Source organism: Sphingopyxis sp. H053 (genome assembly GCF_001468225.1).
In the GTDB taxonomy this organism is placed as follows: Bacteria; Pseudomonadota; Alphaproteobacteria; order Sphingomonadales; family Sphingomonadaceae; genus Sphingopyxis.
In genome coordinates, this window is the sequence record NZ_LNRU01000002.1 from 558789 (window position 1) to 581224 (window position 22436).

The 22436-nt window shown below is 65.7% G+C and carries 28 protein-coding genes; 21 read left to right on the plus strand and 7 right to left on the minus strand.

The features are described from left to right. Positions 1-53: 53 nt before the first annotated feature. The 6 genes from ATE70_RS05755 (at position 54) to galU (ending at position 4944) form a co-directional block, all read left to right on the plus strand. Positions 54-1001: a M48 family metallopeptidase gene (locus ATE70_RS05755; protein ID WP_231733430.1), complete on the plus strand. Its 948-nt coding sequence runs from the start codon at positions 54-56 to the stop codon at positions 999-1001. A gap of 57 nt (positions 1002-1058) precedes the next feature. Then, complete coding sequence (msrA, locus tag ATE70_RS05760) at positions 1059-1595, plus strand: peptide-methionine (S)-S-oxide reductase MsrA (protein WP_058536942.1); 537 nt, start codon at positions 1059-1061, stop codon at positions 1593-1595. A gap of 139 nt (positions 1596-1734) precedes the next feature. Beyond that, positions 1735-2274 carry a YfiR family protein gene (locus tag ATE70_RS05765; RefSeq protein ID WP_058537037.1) on the plus strand — a complete coding sequence of 180 codons (540 nt, stop codon included), beginning with the start codon at positions 1735-1737 and terminating at the stop codon, positions 2272-2274. Then, positions 2271-3497 carry a diguanylate cyclase gene (locus tag ATE70_RS05770; RefSeq protein WP_058536943.1) on the plus strand — a complete coding sequence of 409 codons (1227 nt, stop codon included), beginning with the start codon at positions 2271-2273 and terminating at the stop codon, positions 3495-3497. Before ATE70_RS05765 ends, ATE70_RS05770 begins: the two co-directional genes overlap by 4 nt. Positions 3498-3558: 61 nt before the next feature. Beyond that, positions 3559-4017 (plus strand): OmpA family protein, encoded by a 459-nt coding sequence (locus ATE70_RS05775; RefSeq protein ID WP_231732905.1) that lies wholly within the window; start codon positions 3559-3561, stop codon positions 4015-4017. 63 nt (positions 4018-4080) lie between these two features. Then, entirely contained in the window at positions 4081-4944 is an 864-nt protein-coding gene (gene galU, locus ATE70_RS05780) for a UTP--glucose-1-phosphate uridylyltransferase GalU (RefSeq protein WP_058536945.1), read from the plus strand. A gap of 36 nt (positions 4945-4980) precedes the next feature. Here the strand turns inward: galU and aqpZ are convergent, their stop codons facing one another. Both aqpZ and ATE70_RS05790 read right to left on the minus strand, forming a co-directional pair. Further along, complete coding sequence (aqpZ, locus tag ATE70_RS05785) at positions 4981-5706, minus strand: aquaporin Z (RefSeq protein ID WP_058536946.1); 726 nt, start codon at positions 5704-5706, stop codon at positions 4981-4983. Positions 5707-5806: 100 nt separating this feature from the next. Further along, positions 5807-7093: a methyl-accepting chemotaxis protein gene (locus ATE70_RS05790; protein ID WP_231732790.1), complete on the minus strand. Its 1287-nt coding sequence runs from the start codon at positions 7091-7093 to the stop codon at positions 5807-5809. Between the two features lie 181 nt (positions 7094-7274). Here ATE70_RS05790 and ATE70_RS05795 point away from each other — a divergent pair, with 181 nt between their 5' ends. Next, complete coding sequence (locus tag ATE70_RS05795) at positions 7275-7580, plus strand: hypothetical protein (RefSeq protein ID WP_058537039.1); 306 nt, start codon at positions 7275-7277, stop codon at positions 7578-7580. A 135-nt stretch (positions 7581-7715) separates the two neighbouring features. On the opposite strand, the gene ATE70_RS05800 is transcribed toward ATE70_RS05795, so the two are convergent. Continuing rightward, entirely contained in the window at positions 7716-8384 is a 669-nt protein-coding gene (locus ATE70_RS05800) for a S24 family peptidase (protein WP_058536947.1), read from the minus strand. A 136-nt stretch (positions 8385-8520) separates the two neighbouring features. Between ATE70_RS05800 and ATE70_RS05805 the strand changes: the two genes are divergently transcribed. Beyond that, positions 8521-8784: a hypothetical protein gene (locus tag ATE70_RS05805; protein WP_156419749.1), complete on the plus strand. Its 264-nt coding sequence runs from the start codon at positions 8521-8523 to the stop codon at positions 8782-8784. Beyond that, on the plus strand, positions 8781-9107 hold the full coding sequence (locus ATE70_RS05810) for a hypothetical protein (protein ID WP_231732791.1): 327 nt from the start codon (positions 8781-8783) through the stop codon (positions 9105-9107). Before ATE70_RS05805 ends, ATE70_RS05810 begins: the two co-directional genes overlap by 4 nt. Here ATE70_RS05810 and ATE70_RS05815 read toward each other — a convergent pair. Both ATE70_RS05815 and ATE70_RS05820 read right to left on the minus strand, forming a co-directional pair. Then, a complete protein-coding gene (locus ATE70_RS05815) occupies positions 9104-9931 on the minus strand; it encodes a hypothetical protein (protein WP_058536948.1) in 828 nt (275 codons plus the stop codon). The genes ATE70_RS05810 and ATE70_RS05815 overlap by 4 nt on opposite strands. 58 nt (positions 9932-9989) lie before the next feature. Continuing rightward, complete coding sequence (locus ATE70_RS05820; protein WP_058537041.1) at positions 9990-11195, minus strand: TIGR04063 family PEP-CTERM/XrtA system glycosyltransferase; 1206 nt, start codon at positions 11193-11195, stop codon at positions 9990-9992. Between the two features lie 372 nt (positions 11196-11567). Between ATE70_RS05820 and ATE70_RS25605 the strand changes: the two genes are divergently transcribed. The 9 genes from ATE70_RS25605 to ATE70_RS05860 all read left to right on the plus strand — a co-directional run bounded on the left by ATE70_RS25605 (position 11568) and on the right by ATE70_RS05860 (position 19132). Further along, positions 11568-11693, plus strand: coding sequence for a hypothetical protein (locus tag ATE70_RS25605; RefSeq protein WP_269433266.1), 126 nt, complete (start codon positions 11568-11570; stop codon positions 11691-11693). Then, the gene (locus ATE70_RS05825; RefSeq protein ID WP_058537042.1) at positions 11686-13023 is read left to right on the plus strand and encodes a putative O-glycosylation ligase, exosortase A system-associated; all 1338 of its coding nucleotides are present in this window, start codon (positions 11686-11688) and stop codon (positions 13021-13023) included. Before ATE70_RS25605 ends, ATE70_RS05825 begins: the two co-directional genes overlap by 8 nt. Continuing rightward, complete coding sequence (locus ATE70_RS05830) at positions 13020-14150, plus strand: acyltransferase family protein (protein WP_058801050.1); 1131 nt, start codon at positions 13020-13022, stop codon at positions 14148-14150. Before ATE70_RS05825 ends, ATE70_RS05830 begins: the two co-directional genes overlap by 4 nt. Before the next feature lie 57 nt (positions 14151-14207). After that, positions 14208-15218 carry a DNA topoisomerase IB gene (locus ATE70_RS05835; protein ID WP_058536950.1) on the plus strand — a complete coding sequence of 337 codons (1011 nt, stop codon included), beginning with the start codon at positions 14208-14210 and terminating at the stop codon, positions 15216-15218. A 127-nt stretch (positions 15219-15345) separates the two neighbouring features. Then, positions 15346-16446, plus strand: coding sequence for a mechanosensitive ion channel family protein (locus ATE70_RS05840; RefSeq protein ID WP_058537043.1), 1101 nt, complete (start codon positions 15346-15348; stop codon positions 16444-16446). A gap of 95 nt (positions 16447-16541) precedes the next feature. Continuing rightward, positions 16542-17000, plus strand: a complete 459-nt coding sequence (locus ATE70_RS05845) for a MaoC family dehydratase (protein WP_058536951.1) — start codon at positions 16542-16544, stop codon at positions 16998-17000. Positions 17001-17054: 54 nt separating this feature from the next. Further along, complete coding sequence (locus ATE70_RS05850; protein ID WP_058536952.1) at positions 17055-18236, plus strand: acetyl-CoA C-acyltransferase; 1182 nt, start codon at positions 17055-17057, stop codon at positions 18234-18236. 1 nt (position 18237) lies between these two features. Next, positions 18238-18822 (plus strand): carboxymuconolactone decarboxylase family protein, encoded by a 585-nt coding sequence (locus ATE70_RS05855; RefSeq protein WP_058536953.1) that lies wholly within the window; start codon positions 18238-18240, stop codon positions 18820-18822. A gap of 19 nt (positions 18823-18841) precedes the next feature. Beyond that, positions 18842-19132, plus strand: a complete 291-nt coding sequence (locus tag ATE70_RS05860) for a putative quinol monooxygenase (RefSeq protein WP_058536954.1) — start codon at positions 18842-18844, stop codon at positions 19130-19132. A gap of 190 nt (positions 19133-19322) precedes the next feature. Here the strand turns inward: ATE70_RS05860 and soxR are convergent, their stop codons facing one another. Continuing rightward, positions 19323-19793, minus strand: coding sequence for a redox-sensitive transcriptional activator SoxR (gene soxR, locus ATE70_RS05865; RefSeq protein ID WP_058536955.1), 471 nt, complete (start codon positions 19791-19793; stop codon positions 19323-19325). An 86-nt stretch (positions 19794-19879) separates the two neighbouring features. Between soxR and ATE70_RS05870 the strand changes: the two genes are divergently transcribed. Together ATE70_RS05870 and ATE70_RS05875 are read left to right on the plus strand one after the other, a co-directional pair. Beyond that, positions 19880-20275: a VOC family protein gene (locus ATE70_RS05870; RefSeq protein ID WP_058536956.1), complete on the plus strand. Its 396-nt coding sequence runs from the start codon at positions 19880-19882 to the stop codon at positions 20273-20275. 64 nt (positions 20276-20339) lie between these two features. Next, entirely contained in the window at positions 20340-20804 is a 465-nt protein-coding gene (locus tag ATE70_RS05875; protein ID WP_058536957.1) for a pyridoxamine 5'-phosphate oxidase family protein, read from the plus strand. Between the two features lie 100 nt (positions 20805-20904). Here ATE70_RS05875 and ATE70_RS05880 read toward each other — a convergent pair whose 3' ends face one another. After that, positions 20905-21897, minus strand: a complete 993-nt coding sequence (locus ATE70_RS05880) for a dipeptide epimerase (RefSeq protein ID WP_058536958.1) — start codon at positions 21895-21897, stop codon at positions 20905-20907. Between the two features lie 24 nt (positions 21898-21921). On the opposite strand from ATE70_RS05880, the gene ATE70_RS05885 reads away from it, so the two are divergent. Beyond that, positions 21922-22317, plus strand: a complete 396-nt coding sequence (locus tag ATE70_RS05885) for a YkvA family protein (RefSeq protein WP_082639994.1) — start codon at positions 21922-21924, stop codon at positions 22315-22317. Positions 22318-22436 lie beyond the last annotated feature (119 nt).

The window sequence follows — 22436 nt, forward strand, 5'->3', positions numbered from 1 at the left end:
GGACGGCGATGCCGCCCCGCGCCCCGATGATCCTTGCAGCTCTGCTGGCGTCTATGGCAGCGCCCGTCCTCGCTGCGCCGCCCGCCGCACAATCGCCCTATGCCGCATTAGCGTCGATCGAGGCGCGCGTCGCTACCATCGGCTTTCGGTTGACGACCGCCAACGCCGCCTGGTGCCCGGTACGCCAGCCGCAGTTCGGGTGGATATGGGGCGACCCGCGCCTTTATGCGGCAGACCGGCGCACCGAAGCGCTCGCGGCTTATGGTGTCGCCGACCAGCTTCACCCGTTCATCGCGGCGCTGGCCCCGCACTCGCCCGCCGCATCGGCGGGGATGAAGGTCGGCACACCCGTCACAGCGATAGCGGACGCGCCCGTCCCCGATGGAGCCGGGGACCATCCCTTCGCGCGCATCACGGCGATCGAAGGCAGCATGGCGGCGCTGCCGGTCGATACCGCGATCGCATTGCATGTCGGCGCCGGGCGCATCGTCAGCCTCACCCCGGTCGCCGGCTGCGTCAGCGATTTTCGGGTCGAAGCCAATGAAAGGCCCGCCGCCGTCGCCGACGGACGAATGGTCCTCGTCAACCAGGGCCTTGCCGATTTCGCCGCCGATGACGCGGAACTCGCGGCCGCGATCGCGCACGAGCTGGCGCACAATATATTGCGTCACCGCGCGCGGCTCGACGCGGCGGGGGTCGATCGCGGGCTCGGCAAGCAATTCGGCCGCAATGCGCGCCTGTTCAAGCAGACCGAGGTCGAGGCCGACCGGCTGTCGGTGTGGCTGCTCGCCGGCGCGGGCTATGATCCCGCCGCGGCGGCGCGCTTCTGGTCGCGCTTCGGCCAGCGAAAGGGACGGCCGATGTTCCAGGCCAGCACCCACCCGAACTGGCGCGACCGCGTCGCGTCGCTCGAAGCCGAAGCGGCGGCGATCGCTTCGCTGCGCAAAGCGGGCCAGCCGCTGCACCCGCCGCTGGTCGACGCTCCGCCGCCCTTGGAATAGCCCGGCACACATCCTATTTCGGGAACAATCACTTCCCCCCGAAAAGGATCGACGCCCATGACCCAAGAGACCGCCATTTTCGCCGGAGGCTGCTTCTGGTGTACCGAAGCCGTGTTCCAGTCGCTGAGCGGCGTCGAGGGTGTCGAGAGCGGCTATATCGGCGGCAGCGCCGAGAATCCGACCTATAAGCAGGTCTGCGGCGGCGACACCGGCCATGCCGAGGCGATCCGCATCACTTTCGATCCCGCCGTCATTTCTTACGACGATTTGCTCGACGTCCATTTTGCGACGCACGATCCGACGACGCTCAACCGCCAGGGTAACGACATCGGCACCCAGTATCGCAGCGCCCTCTTCCCGCTCGATGCGGCGCAGGCCGATGCCGCGCGCGCCGGGATCGCGCGCGCCGCTGCCGATTGGCCCGCACCCATCGTCACGACGATCGAGAGCGCGTCGAAATGGTATCCGGCCGAAGATTATCATCAGGCCTATTGGGACGGCGAAGGCCAGCGCAATCCCTATTGCATGGCGGTGATCCCGCCGAAGCTGGCTAAATTGCGCAAGGGATTCAGTGACCGTTTGCGCGCCGAATAGACGAGGATGAATCGATGCGGCCGCTGTTTCTATATGGTCGCATGACGTCACTTTTCATTGACTTTCCAATTGTTTTGACTAGCGGACGCGCCTTCGCTGGGGCAGGATGCCCCTGAAACGCAGTTGGGGGCGCGGCCAGGTGCTGGCATCACTGTTTCTGATCGGCGCGTTGGTGACGACGCCGCAGATGTCGGTTCAAGCCGCAAGCCAGACCGCTGTCGAAGACGGGTCGGGCGGGATGACGCGCGCCGTCAACCGGATGGTGGGCGGCATCGTCAGCTATGCGCGCTGGCCCGATGGGTCGGCGGCAACCGCCCGGACGATGTGCGTCGTCGGCGCGCCGCGGCTGGCCGATCGCATGGCGCCCGATGTCCCGGGCCCCGGCTCGGTCACGGTCCGCCGGACGACCACCGCCACCGTCACCCCCGAGTGCGACATCTTGTTCCTCGGCCGGATGCCCGTCGCCGATCGCCGGCAGCTCATCGCCTGGGTGCGCGGCCGTCCGGTCCTGACCATCACCGACGATGACGCAGCATGCATCTATGGCGCGATGTTCTGCCTCAGCAACAAGGCGGCGAGCATCAGCTTTTCGGTCAATATCGACGCGATCGGGCGCGGCCCGCTGCGCATCGACCCGCGTGTCCTGCGCATTGGCGGCGGCAAGGGGGGGGCGGCATGACCGGCCAGACCCCCACGCCCTCGGTCGAACGGATCGGTGCGCGCACGACGCTGCAAAAGCTGCTGTCGCGCTTTCATTTCGGGATCACGCTGTTCGCGGTCGCGCTTTCGGGCCTGACCATCCTGCTCGCCGGGGTGACCGCGCTGCGCGGCTATGCCGATCGCAATATGGAACTCGCGGCGCAGCTCGGCGCCTATGGCGTCGAACCCGCGCTGGTGTTCAACGATCCGCAGGCAGTGCGCGAGGGGCTGGAGCCCTTGACCCGCATTCCCGGCATCGCCCGGCTCCGCGTGCTCAACGACGTCGGCCGGCCCATCACCGAATGGGCCTCGCCCAGTGCCGACCCGGCGCCCATCCTCACCCGCATCTTCTTCCCCCGGCCCTTTGCCGTCACCGTCCAGCGCAACGGGTCGGCGATCGGCACGATCGAGGTGTGGGGCGACAGTTCGACATTGGTTGATTATGTCCGCCTCGGCCTGCTTGCCGGCTTCGGCTGTCTGCTCATCACGGCGTTCGGCACCATCTTCCTCGCGCGGCGTTTCGAATATGAGCTGGTCAAGCCATTGAACGAAATTGCGACCGTCGCGCACGACGTGCGCCTGCACCGGCGGTTCGACAAGCGAGTGAAGCCGCTCGGCATTGCCGAGCTCGACCGGCTGGGCGGCGATATCAATGCGCTGCTCGACGAACTGCAGGGCTGGCAGGGGCATATGGAAACCGAGCGCGCGATGCTCGCGCACCGTGCGTCGCACGACACGTTGACCGCGATGCCGAACCGCGCCGCGTTCGACGAGCAACTGGCGGAGCATATCCGGTCCGCAGAGGGGCGTGGCGACCGCTTCGCGCTGCTTTTCATCGACGCCGACAACTTCAAGGCGGCGAATGACAATTTCGGCCATGCCGCGGGCGACACCGTGCTCGTCGCGCTGTCGGCATGCATCAAGGAAACGCTTCGCAAGGGCGATTTCGCGGCAAGGATCGGCGGGGACGAATTTATCGTCATCGTCGACCCGCTCGACACCGACGCCGCCCCCGGCGATCTGGCGAACCGGATCCGCGCCTGCGTGTCGCAGCCCATCGCGCTGCCGGGCGGCGAAACCTATCGCGCGGCGGTCAGCGTCGGCGTCGCGGTCTTCCCCGACGATGGCACCAACGCCACCGCGCTGCTCACCGCGGCCGACGCCGCCATGTATGCCGACAAACTGACCAACCGTTCCCGATGATGACCAGCGGAGTGATGCCGTGACACTTGATTTCCCCCGATCGATCCGAACCCTTTTCCTCATGGGCTTCGCGGCCTTGCTCGCGGCGTGCCAAAGCGTGCCGCCGACCACCGGCTTCACCCCCGGACAAATCGCCGTTCTCCAGTCCCAAGGCTTTGTGGAGGACGGTCCCGGGTGGATGCTGAGCATGCCCGAACGGCTGCTTTTCGCGTCGAACGAAAGCAGCGTGTCGCCCGACCAGCAACAGCGGATCAGCGATATTGCCGCCAAGCTCGTTTCGGTGGGCATCGCGACCGCGCGGGTCGAAGGTCATACCGATTCGACCGGCGCCCCGGCCTATAATCTGACGTTGTCGCAGGCGCGCGCAGAGGCCGTCGCGGCGCCGATGCAGGCGGGCGGCATGCGGTTCACCGCGGACCAGATCGTCGGCCGCGGCGAGACCCTGCCGTTGTCGAGCAACACGACAGCGGAGGGGCGGCAGGACAACCGGCGCGTGGTCGTGATCGTCACGCCGCAGTGACGCGGCCGTCGGCGCTGTCCCGGACTCTTTTCTTGACCAAAGTTCGCGGCTAAGCCCTCGCTCATGAAACCGATCCGCAAAGCCGTCTTCCCCGTCGCCGGCCTCGGCACCCGCTTCCTCCCAGCGACCAAGGCGATCCCCAAGGAGATGCTGCCCGTCGTCGACCGGCCGCTGATCCAATATGCGGTCGACGAAGCGCGCGAGGCGGGGATCGAGCAGATGATCTTCGTCACCGGCCGCGGCAAAAGCGCGATCGAGGATCATTTCGACGTCGCGTTCGAACTCGAAAAGACGATGTCCGAGCGCGGCAAGGATCTGTCGGTGCTCGAACCGACGCGGCTCGGCCCCGGCGCCTGCGCCTATGTCCGGCAACAGGAACCGCTGGGCTTGGGCCATGCGATCTGGTGCGCGCGCGATATCGTCGGCGACGAACCCTTCGCGATCTTCCTCCCCGACGAATTCATGCACGGATCGCCCGGCTGCATGAAGCAGATGGTCGATGCGTATCAAAAGGTCGGCGGCAATCTGATCTCGGTGCTCGAGGTGCCGCACGAACAGGTGTCCGCCTATGGCGTTATCGCGCCCGGCGCGCGCGACGGGGCGCTGACCGAAGTGAAGGGCCTGGTCGAAAAACCGCCGGTCGCCGACGCGCCGTCGAATCTGATCATTTCGGGCCGCTATATCCTGCAACCCGAAGTGATGCGCGTGCTCGAAGGACAGGAAAAGGGCGCCGGCGGCGAAATCCAGCTCACCGACGCGATGGCGACGATGATCGGCAACCAGCCCTTCCACGCCGTCACCTTCGACGGTGCGCGCTACGACTGCGGATCGAAAGCCGGATATATCCAAGCCAATCTGGCGGTCGCGCTCGAACGGCCCGACATCGCGGACGAAGTTCGCGCCTTTGCGATCGACCTGCTTAAATAGGAGCGGCGGAGGCAGCAGCCCCCGCCGGCCTGGCGCTTATTCGCCTTCGATATTCGGTTTCGGGAAGCTGTCGGCCCCGAGCGTCTTGTAGAGCAGGCCGCCAATCGCCCCGCCGATCAACGGCGCGATCCAGAACAGCCACAATTGCTGCAGCGCGATGCCGCCGACGACCAGCGCCGGCCCGGTGCTGCGCGCCGGGTTGACCGAGGTGTTGGTCACCGGGATCGAAATCAGGTGGATCAGCGTCAACGCAAGGCCGATCGCGATCGGCGCGAAACCCGCGGGCGCGCGGCCGTCGGTCGCTCCCATGATGATCCACAGGAAGAAGGCGGTGAGCACGATCTCGATGATGAAGCCTGACCAGATGTCATAATGCCCCGGCGAACCCGCATCGAAGCCGTTGGCCGCAAGGCCGTTCGTGGCGAGATCATAGGCCGGATTACCGCTGGCGACGTAAAAGAGCAGGAACGCCGCGACGATCGCGCCGAGCACCTGCGCGACGACATAGAGCGGAATGTCGCGCGCGTCGAAACGCCCGCCCGCCCACAGCCCCACGGTGACTGCGGGGTTGAGGTGACAGCCCGAAATATGGCCGATCGCATAGGCCATGGTGACAACCGTCAGACCGAAAGCAAGCGAGACGCCGAGCAGTCCGATCCCGACGTCGGGGAATGCCGCGGCCAGAACCGCGCTACCGCAGCCGCCGAAGACAAGCCAGAACGTGCCGATAAATTCGGCCAGACCTTTTTGGATATTCGTCATGATGACCCTCCTCCCCGCCGATGGCCTCAGACGCCCCCGGCGCGAGCGGCATCCTATCAGCGCTGCGCGAACGGGCAAGCCCTTGTCCGGCCAAGACGAATCAGGCGGCCGCGACCGCTTCGACAAAGTGGCGCGCGCGCTGGTGCAGCGACAGCGCCGCCTCGGTCAGCCCGGCGGACAATTTGCCCAGCGCCTGCGCGCCATCGCCGACGGCGGTCGCGCCATGTCCGATCTCGCGGACGCGCGCGTCGATTTCGCGGCCCGCAAAGACCGCCTGTTCGACATAGCTCGCGATCGTCAGCGTCGTCGCGCTCTGTCCATCGACCGCGCGGTCGATCGCGTCGGAAAAGCCGTTGTTGGCGTCGATCGCCTTCTCGACCTCTTCAAATCCCGCCGCGACCTGTTCGACGATATCGCGGATCCGGTCGACATATTGGGTGATGTCGCCCGCTGCGACGCGCGTCTGGCTGGCCAGCGTCTTCACCTCCGACGCGACCACGGCAAAGCCGCGGCCGGCATCACCGGCGCGCGCCGCCTCGATCCCTGCATTGAGCGCGAGCATATTGGTGCGGCTCGCCATGTCGATGATCAATGCGAGCATCTGTTCGATCGACTGGCTCGCCGCCTTCAATGCGATCGACCGATCGCTGGCCTGCTTGATCTTGCGATGCGCGTCGCCGCGAACCGTGCGCGCGCGCGATCCGTCGTCGACGATCTTCGCCATCGTCGCCGCAAGCGCATGACCGCGATCGCCGAGGTCCTGCAGCCCGGCCAGCGTCTGCGCGGTCGCGCCCGCGACGGTGACCGCGTCGCGCCCTGTTTGCTGAGCACGTTCGGACAGCGTGCCGGCGACCGCTTCGACCTTGCGCGCCATGTCGGACAGCGTCGCGGTCAGCGCGGTGATGTCCTGCTGGAACCGCCGCCCGGCATCGTCGATGTGCGTCGTGCGCGCCGCCCGTTCCTCTGCCAGTTCGACCTCGCGCAGCATCGCCAGCTTGGCGAGCTGGCCGCTGTCGAGCGTTTCGACGAAGCGTCCCGCGCGGACGAGGATCAGTTCCTGCTGCCCCGGCGACTGCGCCACGATGCGCAGCAAATCGGTCGTCGATCGCGTCACATCGGCGGTCGGACATGCTTCGATCATCGAGGCGATCGAGCCGCCGATCGTCGGATTCTGCATCAGCGAAAACCAGAAGGGGCAAAAGAGCAATTCGCGCACCCGCTGTTCGCGAATGATGCCCACCGGCCGCTCTTCGCCATCGACCACAGCAAGCGCGCGGAGCTGCGGATTGCCGCGGAACAGATCGATGACCTCAGACATATGCGCGTCGGCGCCGATCGCGGACGCGTGGCCCGGCGATGGCGTAAAGGCATATCCCATGGCGTTCATCACTCTCTCTTCAGTCTGCGGCCCTTGTTCGCGTTTCGACCTAGAGGCTGTTGGTAAACAGTAATTTAACCATTTATTTCAGTGATGTGACACGCCGGCCGCGCGCCGGGCCGATCCGTCGCAATATCCTGTTCAGATCGCGGCGGTTATGCGATGGGGCGTCATCGGCGAGGAGAAGAAAATGCGCGTTTTAATTCTGGCGGTCATGGCCGCTCCCCTGCTCGCCGGCTGTTTCAGCGCGGTCAAGACGGTCGTCACCGCGCCGGTCAAAGCCGTCGGCCAGGTCGCCGACTGGTCGACGACCAGCCAGGACGAATCGGATCGCAACCGCGGCCGTGAAATGCGCAAGCGCGAGGAACAGATGGGCAAGCTGTCGCGCCAGCGCGACAAGGCGGCCGAGAAATGCCGCGACGGCAAGGCCGACCAATGCCAGCGCGCCGAAGTGCTGGAGCATGAAATCGAAGCATTGATGGCGGCGCCGCGTTAAAATCCTCCTTGTGCCGCAGGCATGGGGAGGTGGCAGCGCGAAGCGCTGACGGAGGGGCTATGACGCTTGCCCCTCCACCACTCGCTACGCGAGCGTTCCCCCTCCCCATCGCTGCGCGACAGGGAGGACAGAAAGCTACCGCACCCGCCGGCCCGTCCACACAACGCGCCCGACCAATTGCACCGACGCCATCGGCAGATCATCCCAGCTGCGATAATGCGGATTGTCGCTGATTACCGAAATCCGCCCCTGCCCCGGCGCGCGCGCGACGCGCTTCACCATCAGCACATCGTCCATGCGCAGCACGTAGATGCCGTCGCGCAGCCGCGCCGCGGCGTCGCCGCCATCGACCAAAATATCGTCGCCATCGTCGAGCGTCGGCGCCATCGAATCGCCCTCGACGCGAATGATGCTGAGCGCGCGCGGATCGGCGCCCAAGTCGCGCAGCCATTTGGGGTCGAACGCGACCTCGCCCTCGACGGCTTCGCCATCGACGCTGGCGCCGGCACCCGCCGAGGCGCCGATCGCGAGTTTCGGCACCAATATCATTCCGGGCCCGCGCCCCCGCGCCGGGGTCGCGACGCGCTGCACCGGCCCGCCCAGCATCGCTTCGGACACGCCGAGATAGGCGGCGATGCGCGCGCGGTCCTGTTCGGCGAGCCGCCGCGGCGAACCGCGCTTGATATATTGCTGGATATAGGCGGGGTTGCGCCCGATCACCTGCGATATGCGCGCATAGTCGATCCCCCTTTCAGCCAGGAGGCGGTCGAGCGCCGCGCGCGGATCCTGATCGAAATCGGCCATAGGTCGCTGGGGGCTGGTCCTTCCTATTTCGTCTCTAGCAAACGGATTTTTCCTAGACAAGTAGGAAAATGAGCACCAAATAGGAAATATCCTATCGGGTGAGTCGCCCGGTTTCAGCGCGATCAGGGAGGAAAATATGGAGCGCAGCCTGCTGCAACGGATCGAGGCCTTTCTGAAGGAATCGGCGATGCCGCCGAGCGTCTTCGGCCGCGCCGCCGCGCACGACCCTCGCCTCGTCGCCGATTTGCGCGGGGGGCGCGAGCCGGGGATCGACATGATATGCCGCGTGGAACATTTCATGAACAAATGGCGCGCCGACCGACGCGCGGGCCAGGTCGCGCCGCAGGGCGACCGGCGAACCCGCGCCTTCCGCCGCATCGAGCAGGGAGCACAGGCATGATGCGCTGGTCGCCCGCCTTGCCGCCGCGTCCCGGTTGCCCGCATCGGCGGCTTCGCCATCTGCTCGTCCGCGAATTGCCGCATGGGCTGGCGCCAGGCGCATCGACTTTTCGTCCCTGGGCGAGCGCGAGTTTCGTCGGCGCGCGCCACCTGTTTCCCTGTGTGCTCGCGGCGGGCGATAGCGAGCCGGTTCGCCGCGCGCTGCACGACCGGCTGAATGCGACCGAATGGACGCTCCCCGGACATATCGTCGCCGATGTCGTGGTGGAATGCGGGGCCGAGCCGCAGACGCTGCGGATCGAAATATTGACGGTCGAAGATTAGCCGACTGACTGGCGCGTCATCCGCTGCAAGGTGCTGAGCGCGGCTTCGAGCGCGAAGTCGACTTCGGCTTCGCCTTCGGCCGCGGCATCGTCGGGCACCGGAATCGCAGCAGTCGAAGCCGGGGCAGCCCGCTGACGGCGCGTCAGCCCCGCTTCGAAGCGCGCGACCATCGCACCGAGCGATTTGTCGGCGGGATCGGGCATCGGCGGCGGCGAAGTCATTTCGGCGGGTTGCAGCCAGGGCGCGTCGCCGTCGAATTCTTCTTCGGGAGCGAGGTCGGCAAGCACAAGTTCGCCCGCGTCGTCGGCCTCGGCTTCACCCAACCACAGGCCGGGCGCAACCGGTTCGGCGATAGCGCTGCCGTCCAGACCGCCCGCCGGCAGATCGCGGCCCGCGCGGATCGGCGGGCGCGGCGGATCGTCGGGGTGCAGGTCGACGCGGCGGCGGCGCGTCAGAATCTCTTCGCTATCGTCACTCTCCACCTCATGCGACGTACGGCGGAAACGGTCGCGCAGCGAGGACAGCCCCGCCGCTTCGGGCTTTGCGATCAGCAGCGCGACGAGGCCCGCGATCAAGGCGGCGAACGCCGACATGCCGAAGGCGAGCGCGAGCCGCCCGCCATTGCCGATCGGCTGCACGAAAAGGTCGGAGAGCCGGTCGAGATAGAGATTCCAGCTGATCCCCGCGACCCACGAAAAGGGCATGACCGCGGCGAACAGGAAGGTCAGCGCCGCGGCGCCGATCACCGCCGGAATCGCGGGCTGGAGCGCGCGCAGCAGCGCGGTCGCTGTCGCTTTGGCCCGATTCTCGCTGGTCTCTTCCATATCGTTTCAAATCCATCGGCCCGTCGGGCCATTTGTCTTCACTCAGGTATCGCGGCGCTCAGGCGCCGCGCAGCAATCGCTGGTAAACCGGCTCGTAACGTAAAATGTTTGATGACCAGTTACGATGGCTTTCCACAAAAATACGTGCTGTCCGCCGTCGCGCGGGCCACATTTCCCGATTTTGCAGCAGCTTGGCGAGCGCATCCGCAATCGCGGCGGGGTCGTCGGGCGCGAACAAGGTGCCCGTGGCGCCATCCTCGATCAGCTCGCGATGCCCGCCGACATCGGACGCCGCGACGAGCTTACCCTGTGCCATCGCCTCGAGCGGTTTCAGCGGCGTGACGAGATCGGTCAGCCGCATCTTCTTGCGCGGATAGGCGAGGATATCGATCAGCGAATAATAGCGCTCGACCTCCTGATGCGGCACGCGGCCGACGAAATGGATGTGCGCGGCAGCGGGCGATGCCGCGGCCTGCGCCTTCAGCGCCGCCTCCATCGGCCCGCCGCCGACGAGCAGCAGCCGCGCATTCGGTTGCGCCGCGACCAGCGCGGGCATCGCCGCGATCAGGTCGTCGATCCCCTCATAATCGTAAAAGCTGCCGATATAGCCGATCACCGCATCGTCGGCGGCAAGCCCGAGCGTGTCGGCAAGCGCGTCGTCGCGCGGCGCCGGATCGCCGAACAGTTCGAGGTCGACGCCATTGGGCGACACGGTGATTTTGTCGGCATCGATCCCGCGCGCGATCAAATCGCCGCGCAATCCTTCACAGATCACCGCGACCGCATCGGCCGATTTCACCGCATGCGTTTCGAGCTGCCGGGTCAGCCAGTAACGCAAACTGCCCTCGCGCCCTGTCCCGTTGCCGACCGACGCATCCTCCCAGAAAGCGCGGATTTCATAGATCACCGGGATGCCGAGTTTCTTGCCGACGCGCAGCGCCGCGAGCCCGTCGAGTACCGGCGAATGCGCATGCAGCACATCGGGTTTCCATTCGCTCGCCAGCGCCGCGACGCGCTTCGCCAGCGCCCCGATCTCGCGCCATTCGCGGATCGGCGCGCGCGCCGGCGCGATCGGCGGGGTGCGATAGAAGGTCAGCCCGTCGACGGTCTCGCCATCCGGCCCCGGCTCGGGATGCCGCACGCCGGTCACGCCCGCAACTTCCCAGCCCTTCGCCACCTGCGCCTTCATCAGCGCGCGCGTGCGAAAGGTGTAGCCGCTGTGCGCGGGCAGGCTATGATCGAGGACGTGTAAAATTCGGGTCATCGTGCAGGGCTTTGACATACAAGGCTTAACGCGGCGTCAACCCCAATAGCCTAGGCAACGCTTGGGGTCAGGGCCCATGTACGATGCGATCGAGGTTTGAAGCGATTTTGTTCAGGGCAAGGAAGCGAGACGTAGGCATATGGGTATATTCCAAGGCTCGCTGACGCAGCCATGGACAAAATCGGTCAAATCCCGAAGGGACGTCGAAATGGCTTCGATCTCGTCTCCGCGCGTCCTTGCAGATGGAACCACCATCAGCGGCGGCCACGCGAAGCCGATATCTTCGCCATTTCGACGCCTCGACCGCGTCGTACATGGGTCCTGACCCCTGATATGGTCGACAATTTTTCCCTTGGCTTGACGCACGTCCTGATGGCGATTGCGCTCTGGCGCCTGCTCCATCGCGACGATCTCGATCGCGAGGTCAGCCCGCGCCTGCTGTGGCAGCAACGCCGCGATGCCGAACGCGCCGAAGCGGATGCCCGCCCCGATGCGTGACCTCGCGTTCGTCGCTTTCCTCTTTGCCTTCATCGGGATCGGCTTTCGCAAGCCGTTCCTGTTCGTCCTGTGCTTTTGCTACATCGACATCGTCGCGCCGCAGCGCCTGAGTTATTTCCTGATCAACTCGATCCCGGTTTCGCTGATCGTTTTCGGGCTCGCGATTGCCGGCTGGCTCGTGGCCGATGACAAGAAGGACACACGCTGGTCGGGGCGGCAGACCTTGCTCGTGATGCTGCTCGTCTATTGCTGGATGACGACCATCTATGCCGATTTCCCCGTCGAGGCGGCGGACAAGTGGAGCTGGGTGTGGAAGGCGCTGATCTGGGCGATCTTCCTTCCGCTGACGCTGCGCACCAAGCTGCGGATCGAGGCGCTGGCGCTGATGCTGCTGCTTTCGGCGGCGGCGATCGCGATCGCGGGCGGCATCAAGACTGCCGCGGGCGGTGGGGGTTATGGCACGCTTCGCTTGCTGCTGAGCGAAAATTACGGGCTTTACGAGGGCAGCACGATGTCGTGCGTCGCCATATCGATCATCCCGCTGATCCTCTGGTATCGCCGCCACGGGACGATCTTTCCGCCCGACTGGATGGTGTCGGCCTTCTGCTTCGCGCTGGTCTTCGCCTGTGCCTTGCTGCCCGTCGGCACCCAGGCGCGCACCGGGCTGATCTGCCTGTTCGTGCTCGCGCTGCTGTCGCTGCGCGCCGTCAAGCACCGCCTTCTCTACATCGCGGGCGCCGGGCTGCTCGCGGCCGCCGCCATCCCCTTCCTGCCGCAAAGCTATACCGACCGGATGGAAACGATCCGCGGCTATAAGTCCGACCAGTCGGCCTCGACGCGCGTCGCGGTGTGGGCGTGGACCTGGGACTATGCGAAGGACAATCCCATGGGCGGCGGCTTCAACGCCTTTCTTCAAAATCGCGTCCGCGTCGAAAAGGAAGCGAGCAGCCCGGAAGAGACGGCGAGCGTTTATGAGGAAGAATCGCGCGCCTATCACTCAAGCTATTTCGAGATGCTGGGCGAGCAGGGTTACCCCGGAACCGCCATGTGGCTGCTCCTGCATTTTGCGGGGCTGGTGCAGATGGAACGGATCCGGCGGCGCTACCTGAAAACGCGGCGCGGCGAAGAGCAATGGATCGCGCCCCTGGCGACCGCGCTGCAGCACGGCCACATCGTCTATCTGGTCGGGTCGCTGTTCGTCGCCATCGCGTTCCAGCCCTTCATCTACATGATGCTGGCGCTCGAGATCGGGCTGACGACCTATTGCCGCCGCCGCGAGAGAGAAGCGGGCTGGCGGCCGCTGACGCCGCGCTCGATGGTGGCTGCGTGAGCGGCGCTGCCATCCCGCGGCAGATGCTGCCGACGCTCACCGGGCTGCGCGGGTTCGCGGCGCTGATGGTGCTGCTCTACCATATCCGCGGCGCGATGGGGGGCTTCCTGCCCGAGCGGGTGATTGCGGTGCTGGCCGAGGGTTATCTCGCGGTCGACCTGTTCTTCGTGCTGTCGGGGTTCGTTCTGTGGTGGACCTATGGCGCCGAGTTCCGCGATCAGGGGATCCGCGCCGCGCCGCGCTTCATCGTCCGCCGGTTCGCCCGCATCTTCCCGCTCCATCTCGCGATCCTGTCGGCGATGCTGCTGTTCGCGCTGGCGCTGCTCGTCAGCGGGCGCGACCCCGGCGCGCATTACAGCTTCACCGCGCTGCCCGCGCATTATCTGCTGGTCCAGAATTGGGGGTTCGGCAACGGGCTGACGTGGAACGATCCAGCCTGGTCGATCTCGACCGAATGGGCCGCCTATCTGCTGCTGGCGATCGCGGGCGGCTGGCTGACGCGGCTGCCGCGCGGCGCGTGGAGCTTTCCTTCGTTGATCATCGCGATGGCGGCCGGCCTCGGATGGTGGTTCGCGGCAACCGGCCGCGCGAGCATCGGCGACGATATTCCCGCGACCGGGCTGCTGCGCTGCCTCGTCGAATTCGGCATCGGCATCCTGCTTTGCCAATGGTGGACGGCGCAGCGCGAAGCGCCCCGCGGCACGGCGATCATCTATGGCACCGCGCTCGGCCTTGTCGGCGCCGCGGCATTGCTTTTCGGAGTGGCCGGATCGCAGCCGGCGGCGGTGCCGCTGATCATGACCGCCGTCGTGATCCTTGCGCTGCAGGCCTCGACGGCGCCGCGGCCGCTCCTCTCAGGCCGGATCGCGCAATGGCTGGGGGATATCAGCTATGCCGTCTATCTGTCGCATTTCTTCCTGTGGATCCTCTTCAAGCTCTTCTTCGTCGACGATCCCATGCTGGTCCATCCGATCAAGATCCTCGCCTTCATCCTGTTGACGCTGGCCGCGTCGCATCTTCTCCATATCGCGCTCGAGGTGCCGGGGCGGCGGATCGCCCAGCGCGCCGGCGACCGCCTGCTCGCCGCCCCGCGCACCATCTTCGCCGCGGGCCGCAGCGAGACCTGACCCGCCGACGCCGTATCACGGGGGGAACCATCGACGGCGACGAGGCGCTATGGACCCATGTCCGCACCGCGCCTTGTCCATGTCGACGACAGCCTGCCCGGCATCAGCCGCGCGCGCTCGGGGGTCGGCTGGCGCTATCGCGACGCCAAGGGAAAGATCATCCGCGACCGCGACGAGATCGACCGCCTCAACGCGATCGCGCTGCCGCCCGCCTATGAGGATGCGTGGTTCTGCCCCGCAGCGAACGGCCACATCCTCGCGACCGGCTATGACGCGCGCGGGCGCAAGCAATATCGCTATCATCCCGATTTTCGGATGGCGCGCGAGGCCGACAAATATGACCGGTGCGCCGCCTTCGGCCACGCGCTGCCGCTTCTCCGCGCGCGCCTCGAAGACGATCTGAACCGCCGGACGCTCTGCTCGGAACGCGTCGTCGCCGCGGTCGTGCGCCTGCTCGACCTCGCGGCGCTGCGCGTCGGGAACGAGCAATATGTCGCGGCGAACAAGAGCTTCGGCGCGACGACGCTGCGCCAACGCCACGCCAAGCTGTCGGGCAAGACGCTTCGCCTGAAATATATCGCCAAAGGCGGGGCGAAGCGCGAGGTGACGATCAGCGACCGCAGCCTCACCACGCTGGTGCGCCGGTTGCAGGACCTGCCCGGCCAGAATCTCTTTCAATATGAGGATGGGGGCGACCTCTGCGTCGTCGGCTCCGACGATGTGAACGCCTATATCCGCGAAGCGATGGGTGACGAATTCAGCGCCAAGCATTTCCGTACCTGGTCGGCGAGCGTCGAGGCATTCGCCTTCCTCTACGACGCGCCCGAGCCGCCGACGCTGAAAGCGATGCTCGAACATGTCGCGGGCCGCCTCGGCAACACCCCCGCGATCGCGCGCAAAGCCTATGTCCACCCCGCGATGCTCGCCGCGGCGCAGGCGCGCGAAGACTTCGCATCGGCCATCGGCAAGCTCCCGCGCGCGACGCGCTATCTTTCGCGTTACGAACGCGGATTTTTGACCTATCTGGAGCAGGCGCCCGCGGCCGCGGTGCTGCTCCAATCCGCCTGATCCGACGTACAAAGGACCCGACGTGAATTTCTCTATCCTCGCCGCCGCGACCACCGCCGCCCCGAAAACTGCGCCCGCAAAGGCGCCCGCGACCGATCCGCTCGCCGACCTGCAGCGCAATTGGGACATGGGCGTCGCGTGGGTGAACAGCCATTGGCTGCAGATCGGCATCGCGATCGGCGTCGGCCTCGCCATCTATTTCCTGCTGTCGATGATCCGCCGCTTTGCGCTCAAATATGCGAAGTCGGCCGAAGGCGACCTCTCGCTGACCCACATCGCCGGGCGCGTGATCCACAAGACCAAGTCATCCGTGCTCGCGATCATCGCGATCCGCATGGTCGCGAGCTACGCCCAGCCGCCCGCGGTGATCATGCATATGATCCAGTTCGTCTTTACCGTCGCGGTCGTGCTGCAAGTCGCGATCTGGGCGCGCGAGATCGTGCTCGGACTGATCCAGCGCCGCGCCGCCGAGGGCAATAACGAGACGCTCAGCAACGCGATGGGGATCATCCGCCTGCTGATCAGTATCGCCTTGTTCGCGATTGCGGCGATCGTCATCCTCGACAATATGGGGGTCAATGTCACCGGCCTCATCGCGGGCCTCGGCATCGGCGGCATCGCGATCGGTCTTGCTGCGCAGGGGATATTTTCCGACCTCTTCGCCTCGCTGTCGATCATCTTCGACCGCCCGTTCCGCGTCGGCGAGACGATCAAATACGACATGAGCACCGCGACGGTCGAACGCATCGGGCTCAAGAGCACCCGGCTCCGCTCATTGAACGGCGAATTGCTCGTGATCTCGAACACCAATTTGCTGAGCAAGGAGATCACCAACTTCGCGCATCTCCACCGCCGCCGGATCACCTTCAAGATCGGTGTCATCTATCAGACGACCCCCGCTATGCTCCGCGACCTGCCGCCGTTGCTCGAAGAGCAGGTGGTCGCCGGGGGCCAGGAATTCATCCGCTCGAGCTTTTTGACCTTCGGTCCGTCGAGCCTCGATTTCGAACTGATCTTTGATGTCTTCAGCGACGATTATGATGTCGTCGCCGCGGCGCGCACCGATATCGCCATCCGCGTCTTCGACGCGATGGCCAAGAGCGGCTACGAGTTCGCCTATCCCACGCAGACGACCTTTACCGCGGCGCCCGACGGGACCATGATCATGCCCTATTCCGAGTCTCCAAAGCCAAAGGCGGCGGCGGCAAAGGCAGCGAAGCCCAGCTGACGCTACGGCGCCGCGGCTGCGGGGCTTGGCTCTTGTGCAACGCGGCAAGAGATGCCTAGAACGCGCCCCGAACCAGCAATTTCAGGGGATGACATATGGCCACCATCACGCCGCAGGAACTGCAGACCAAGGTCGGTGAGCATCTCGGCACGTCGGACTGGGTGCTCGTCGATCAGGAGATGATCAACAAGTTCGCCGACGCCACGGGCGACCATCAGTTCATCCATATCGACGAGGAAAAGGCCAAGCTGACGCCGTTCGGCGGCACGATCGCGCACGGCTTCCTCACCCTGTCGCTGATGCCGCTGCTCGGCGCGAGCACCGACGGCCCCAAGGTAGGCGGCGTCAAGATGGGGGTCAATTATGGCTGCAACAAAGTCCGCTTCCTCTCGCCCGTCCGCTCGGGCAAGCGCGTGCGCAGCCATGTGAAGCTGCTCGAGCTCGAGGAGAAGCGCCCCGGCCAGTGGCAGCAGACCAACGAAGTCACCGTCGAGATCGAGGGCGAGGAAAAGCCCGCCCTGATCGCCGAATGGATCAGCCAGTTTTTCGTTTGAGCATAGACCTCCCCGGCAAAGATTCTGCCAAACTCTTCGAAGAGGAATTACATCATGCGTGACGCCGTCATCGTTTCCACCGCCCGCACCCCGCTGACCAAGGCGGCGCGCGGATCGTTCAACAACACCCTTGCCCCGACGCTCGGTGCCCATGCCGTCCGCGCCGCGGTCGAGCGCGCCGGTATCGAAGGCGGCGAGATCGACGACGTCGTCTTCGGCGCCGCGATGCAGCAGGGTTCGCAGACGATGAACGTCGCGCGCCTGATCGCGCTGCGCGCCGGCCTGCCCGTCACCGTCCCCGGCATGTCGATCGACCGTCAGTGCTCGTCGGGCCTGATGACGATCGCGACCGCCGCAAAGCAGATCATCGTCGACCGTCAGGACATCGCGGTTGCCGGCGGCATCGAGAGCATCTCGAAGGTCAGCGGCAGCGGCAAAGTCTTCATCGAGACCGACGCCGAGCTGATCGCCATGCACAAGGACACCTATATGCCGATGATCGGCACCGCCGAGGTCGTCGCCAAGCGCTACAACATCAGCCGCGAAGCGCAGGACGAATATTCGTTCCAGTCGCAGCAGCGCACCGCCGCCGCGCAGGCCGCGGGCAAATATGACGACGAGATCGTCGCCTGCAACGCGACCATGGCGGTGGTGAACAAGGAAACGAAGGAAGTCAGCTTCCAGGACGTGGTCGCGAACAAGGACGAGTGCAACCGTCCCGACACGACACTCGAAGGGCTGTCGAGCCTGAAGCCGGTGATGGGCGAAGGCTTTTCGATCACCGCGGGTAACGCCAGCCAGCTCGCCGACGGTGCATCGGCGTGTGTCGTGATGGAAGCCAAGGTCGCCGAAAAGAAGGGCCTCCAGCCGCTCGGCCGCTATGTCGGCATGGCGGTCGCGGGCACCGAGCCCGACGAAATGGGCATCGGCCCCGTCTTCGCGATCCCCAAGCTGCTCGAACGCTTCGAGCTCAAGATGGACGACATCGGCCTCTGGGAACTCAACGAAGCCTTTGCGGTGCAGGTGCTTTACTGCCGCGACAAGCTCGGCATTCCGAACGAACTGCTCAACGTCAACGGCGGCTCGATCTCGATCGGCCACCCGTTCGGCATGACCGGCGCGCGCTGCGTCGGCCACGCGCTGATCGAAGGCAAGCGCCGCGGCGTCAAATATGCCGTCGTCACCATGTGCATCGGCGGCGGCCAGGGCGCAGCGGGCCTGTTCGAGGTCTTCTGATTTGCGGCTGAGCGCACCCCGTATCGAGCCGGTCGACCTCGACCGGCTCGATGCCGACCAGCGCGCCGCGCTCGAACCCTTCCTTGCTGCCAATGGCGGCAAGGTTGGGGGCGGCAAGATCCTCAACATCTTCCGCACCCTCGCCCATGCGCCGAAGGCGCTCACCGCCTTCCTCGGCTGGGGTAATTATATCCTCTCGAAGCGCAACGCGCTTTCGCCCCGGAATCGCGAACTCGTCATCCTGCGCACCGGCTACAACTGCCGTTCGGGCTATGAGTGGACGCAGCACAAGCGCATCGGGCTCGATTGCGGGCTCACCGAAGACGAGATCGCGCACATCAAGACCGGCCCCGACGCGAGCGGCTGGAACGACCTCGACCGCGCGATGCTCCGCGCGACCGACGAGCTCACGAGCCATCACTTTGTTACCGACGCCACCTGGGCCGCGCTCGCACCGCTCGGCGACAAGGGCCGCATGGACCTCGTCATGACCGTCGGCCAGTACACGCAGGTTTCGATGATTTTGAACAGCTTCGGCATCCAGGTCGAGGACGGCTGGACCGTCGACCCCGACCTCAAAGCCTGAACCACAAGGGAGAGAGACCATGAGTGCCATCGGTGTAATCGCCACGCTGCGCGTGCAGCCCGGCAAGGAAGAGGCGTTCGAAGGTGTGTTCGCCGAACTCGCCGCCGCGGTGCACGCGGACGAGCCCGGCAACAGCTATTACAAGCTGTTCCGCACCAGCGAGGCGGGCGTGTACAAGGTGCTCGAATGCTATGACGGCGATGCCGCGGTCGAAGCGCACCGCGCGTCGGACCATTTCCGCACCCTCGGTGCCAAGCTCGGCCCCTGCCTCGCCGGTGCGCCCGAGATCGAGCGGCTTTCCGCGGTTTGATTATCCGGAGATGATCTTTCATTCATCGTCACCCCGGACTTGATCCGGGGTCCCGCTCGAGATCGAAGCCAGCCGATGCCTCACAAAAGCGGGATCCCGGATCAAGTCCGGGATGACGAAGGGAAAGGACGCGACATCCTTCCTCAGCGCGTGCGGTTGAAATAATTCGTCCGCATCGCGGTGCAAGGCGTCAGCCGACCTCGGCAATCTGCCCCGACCGGTCGCCCAGCACATAGCGCGGCCCCGCCCCGCGTTGCGCCGCCTTGTCGTCGCGATTGTAGAGGCCGCATTTCTTGAGCGAGAGGCACCCGCAGCCGATGCAGTTGCCGAGCAGTTCGCGCGTGCGCTGAAGCGCCGCGATCTGCGCATCGATCCGCGCGCTGAGGCCGGTGCTGATCCGTGTCCAGTCGGCGCCGTTCGGCGTCCGTCCCGCGGGGAGCCGCGCCAGCTCGGCGGCGATTTCTTCAAGGCTCAGCCCCAGTTGCTGCGCGATCAGGATGAACGAGACGCGGCGGATATCGGCGCGCAGGAAGCGCCGCTGGCCGCCGCCGGTGCGCAGCGCCTCGATCAGCCCCTTCGCTTCGTAAAAGCGGATCGCCGACACCGCGACGCCGGTGCGCGCCGCGAGTTCGCCGATCGCGATCAGGTCGGTCCGATGCATCTTCCGCGCTCCTGCTTTTATCCTTGATCTCAACCTGACTTGAGCTTTCATAAGCCGTGCGTCAACGCGAATCAGGAGAATATAAGGTGACGCATCCCTTCATCGAGCATGTGAATCTGACGGTCAGCGACCCCGACCGCACCGCCGGAATCCTCTCGGCGATCTTTGGCTGGCACGAGCGCTGGCGCGGCCCTGCACAGGGTGGCGGGCGCACGATCCACCTCGGCAGCGACGCCGCTTATATCGCACTCTACACCGGCTCCGACGGCGAGCACGCCGACGCGCAATATCCAAAGGGTGCGCCGCTCAACCATGTCGGGGTGCAGGTCGACGATCTCGACACGATCGAAATGCGCGTGAAGGCGGTCGGGCTGACCCCGTTCAACCACGGCGATTACGAACCCGGCCGCCGCTTCTATTTCTTCGATCCCGACGGCATCGAATATGAGGTCGTCAGCTATGCGGAGCCGCGGCTGCGCTGAACGGGGCAACGACCGGCGCCCTGCCGCGTTGATCGATCATCGGGGGGCATGAAGGAGTCTTTCGATGAGCGAAGACATCAAGAAACAATTCTGGAAGGCGCTGGCCGACAGCCCTTATGTCATGGTCGGCGCGACCGGCGAGCGCGAACATCATATCCCGATGAACGCCCAGCTCGACAGGGATGCGCACGGCGCCTTCTGGTTCTTCACCGCGACCGACAACCGCCTGTCGGGCGGCGGCCCCGCGATGGCGCAGTTCGCCGCCAAGGGCCACGAGCTGTTCGCCTGCATCTCGGGCACGCTGGTTCGCGAAAGCGACCGCGCAGTGCTCGACAAACTCTGGAACAACAGCATCGCGGCCTGGTACGAAGGCGGCAAGGATGATCCGAAGCTCGTCCTCTTGCGCTTCGATCTCGACAACGCCGAAATCTGGACCGCCGACCCCAGCATCAAGGGCCTGTTCAAGCTGGCAACGGGCATGACGATGAAGGAAGGCGAGCTTGGCCAGCACGCCACGGTAGCGCTGTAACCTGCCTTCCCCCGTTCGTGTCGAGCGAAGTCGAGACACCTATCATGGTAACGCCCAGCCGATGGGCATCTCGACTACGCTCGATACGAACGGTTTTTGTTCAGCCCACCGGCGGCCCGATCCGCCCGTCGCGAAACTCGAACCCGCCCTCGCGGTCGCGCTCCAACAAGGCAGGACCGTCGAGATCGACCCAGCGCGCCCGCTGTGCCAGCACGAACGCCGGCGCAATCGCGAGGCTGGTCGACAACATGCACCCGGCCATGATCGACAGTCCCGCCGCATCGGCCGCATCGGCGATGCGCAATGCCTCGGTCAGACCGCCCGCCTTGTCGAGCTTGATATTCACCCCGTCGTAAAACGCGCCGATCCGCGCGACATCGGCCGCGGTCTGACAGCTCTCGTCGGCGATGAAGGGAATGGGCGCATAGATCGGGTCGAGCAGCGCGTCGGCACCCACCGGCACCGGCTGCTCGATCATTTCGACCCCCAGGTCGGCGAGCGCCTCGGCCTCGCTCAAAATGTCGATATCGCGCCAGCTTTCGTTGGCGTCGACGATCAGCCGCGCCTCGGGCGCACCTTTGCGCACCGCGGCGACGCGCAGGCGGTCGCCTTCGCCGGTGAGCTTCAATTTCAGCAAACGATAGCCGTCGGCCTCGGCCGTCGCCGCCTGCTCCGCCATCGCGCCGGGCGCGCCGAGCGAGATGGTGAAGGCGGTGACACGCGACGTCGGCGCGCCGTCGCAGCCGGCAAGCTGCCAGAGACGCAATCCGCGCTGCCGCGCCTCGAGATCCCACAGCGCGCAATCGAGCGCGTTGCGTGCCGCGCCGGGCGCCATCAACTCCTGCACCGCGGCGCGTGCCTCGACGGCGCCCAGCTCGGCGATATAGGGCGCGACGCGCAGTAACTGGTCGCGGCACCCCGCGGCATCCTCGCCCAGATAATAGACCGGCGTCCCTTCGCCGCGTCCGACAGCGCCCTCACCCTCGATTTCGGCGACGACGACATCGACATGCGTCTTCGCGCCGCGGCTGATCACGAACGCGCCCGCGACCGGCCATCGTTCAACACGTGCGCTTTTCAGTTGGATAGCCATGCGGGAAGGCTAGTGTAGATCGCGATGACCGGCAAATCCCTTTCCGAACGTATCGGCGATCTCGGCCACCGCCTCGCGGTCGAGGCGCACGCCGCCTGGCTCGCCGCGCGCGATCCGCGCGTGCCCTGGCTCGCGCGCCTGCTCGCGATCGCGGTGGCGGCCTATGCGCTGTCGCCGATCGACCTGATCCCCGATTTCATTCCGGTTTTGGGCTGGCTCGACGATTTGCTGATCGTCCCGCTCGGCCTGTGGGTCGTGCGCCGCCTGATCCCCGATCCGCTCTGGGCCGAACTCCACGCTGCCGCCGAAACCGCGAGCGAGCGCCCGTCGAGCCGCGCCGGAATGGCGTTCATCCTGCTGCTGTGGGCGGGGCTGCTCTATATAGTTTACTGGTCGGTGCGGACGTCGCCCTGGCATTAGTTGCCGGTTTTCTGACGGTCGGCTTCGGGGTGGATTCCAGTCATCCCCCTCCCTTTTTGGGAGGGGTTAGGGGTGGGTACGAGCGAAGCGAGCTGCAGTAGAACGCCGCCTTCGGCGGC

Excerpts from the sequence above, each read along its gene's own strand:
- ATE70_RS05755 (WP_231733430.1), top strand. The coding sequence starts at position 54 with ATGGCAGCGCCCGTCCTCGCTGCGCCGCCCGCCGCACAATCGCCCTAT.
- msrA (WP_058536942.1), top strand. The coding sequence starts at position 1,059 with ATGACCCAAGAGACCGCCATTTTCGCCGGAGGCTGCTTCTGGTGTACC.
- ATE70_RS05770 (WP_058536943.1), top strand. The coding sequence starts at position 2,271 with ATGACCGGCCAGACCCCCACGCCCTCGGTCGAACGGATCGGTGCGCGC.
- ATE70_RS05775 (WP_231732905.1), top strand. The coding sequence starts at position 3,559 with ATGGGCTTCGCGGCCTTGCTCGCGGCGTGCCAAAGCGTGCCGCCGACC.
- galU (WP_058536945.1), top strand. The coding sequence starts at position 4,081 with ATGAAACCGATCCGCAAAGCCGTCTTCCCCGTCGCCGGCCTCGGCACC.
- aqpZ (WP_058536946.1), bottom strand. The coding sequence starts at position 5,706 with ATGACGAATATCCAAAAAGGTCTGGCCGAATTTATCGGCACGTTCTGG.
- ATE70_RS05790 (WP_231732790.1), bottom strand. The coding sequence starts at position 7,093 with ATGAACGCCATGGGATATGCCTTTACGCCATCGCCGGGCCACGCGTCC.
- ATE70_RS05795 (WP_058537039.1), top strand. The coding sequence starts at position 7,275 with ATGCGCGTTTTAATTCTGGCGGTCATGGCCGCTCCCCTGCTCGCCGGC.
- ATE70_RS05800 (WP_058536947.1), bottom strand. The coding sequence starts at position 8,384 with ATGGCCGATTTCGATCAGGATCCGCGCGCGGCGCTCGACCGCCTCCTG.
- ATE70_RS05805 (WP_156419749.1), top strand. The coding sequence starts at position 8,521 with ATGGAGCGCAGCCTGCTGCAACGGATCGAGGCCTTTCTGAAGGAATCG.
- ATE70_RS05810 (WP_231732791.1), top strand. The coding sequence starts at position 8,781 with ATGATGCGCTGGTCGCCCGCCTTGCCGCCGCGTCCCGGTTGCCCGCAT.
- ATE70_RS05815 (WP_058536948.1), bottom strand. The coding sequence starts at position 9,931 with ATGGAAGAGACCAGCGAGAATCGGGCCAAAGCGACAGCGACCGCGCTG.
- ATE70_RS05820 (WP_058537041.1), bottom strand. The coding sequence starts at position 11,195 with ATGACCCGAATTTTACACGTCCTCGATCATAGCCTGCCCGCGCACAGC.
- ATE70_RS25605 (WP_269433266.1), top strand. The coding sequence starts at position 11,568 with ATGGCGATTGCGCTCTGGCGCCTGCTCCATCGCGACGATCTCGATCGC.
- ATE70_RS05825 (WP_058537042.1), top strand. The coding sequence starts at position 11,686 with ATGCGTGACCTCGCGTTCGTCGCTTTCCTCTTTGCCTTCATCGGGATC.
- ATE70_RS05835 (WP_058536950.1), top strand. The coding sequence starts at position 14,208 with ATGTCCGCACCGCGCCTTGTCCATGTCGACGACAGCCTGCCCGGCATC.
- ATE70_RS05840 (WP_058537043.1), top strand. The coding sequence starts at position 15,346 with ATGGGCGTCGCGTGGGTGAACAGCCATTGGCTGCAGATCGGCATCGCG.
- ATE70_RS05845 (WP_058536951.1), top strand. The coding sequence starts at position 16,542 with ATGGCCACCATCACGCCGCAGGAACTGCAGACCAAGGTCGGTGAGCAT.
- ATE70_RS05850 (WP_058536952.1), top strand. The coding sequence starts at position 17,055 with ATGCGTGACGCCGTCATCGTTTCCACCGCCCGCACCCCGCTGACCAAG.
- ATE70_RS05860 (WP_058536954.1), top strand. The coding sequence starts at position 18,842 with ATGAGTGCCATCGGTGTAATCGCCACGCTGCGCGTGCAGCCCGGCAAG.
- soxR (WP_058536955.1), bottom strand. The coding sequence starts at position 19,793 with ATGCATCGGACCGACCTGATCGCGATCGGCGAACTCGCGGCGCGCACC.
- ATE70_RS05875 (WP_058536957.1), top strand. The coding sequence starts at position 20,340 with ATGAGCGAAGACATCAAGAAACAATTCTGGAAGGCGCTGGCCGACAGC.
- ATE70_RS05880 (WP_058536958.1), bottom strand. The coding sequence starts at position 21,897 with ATGGCTATCCAACTGAAAAGCGCACGTGTTGAACGATGGCCGGTCGCG.
- ATE70_RS05885 (WP_082639994.1), top strand. The coding sequence starts at position 21,922 with ATGACCGGCAAATCCCTTTCCGAACGTATCGGCGATCTCGGCCACCGC.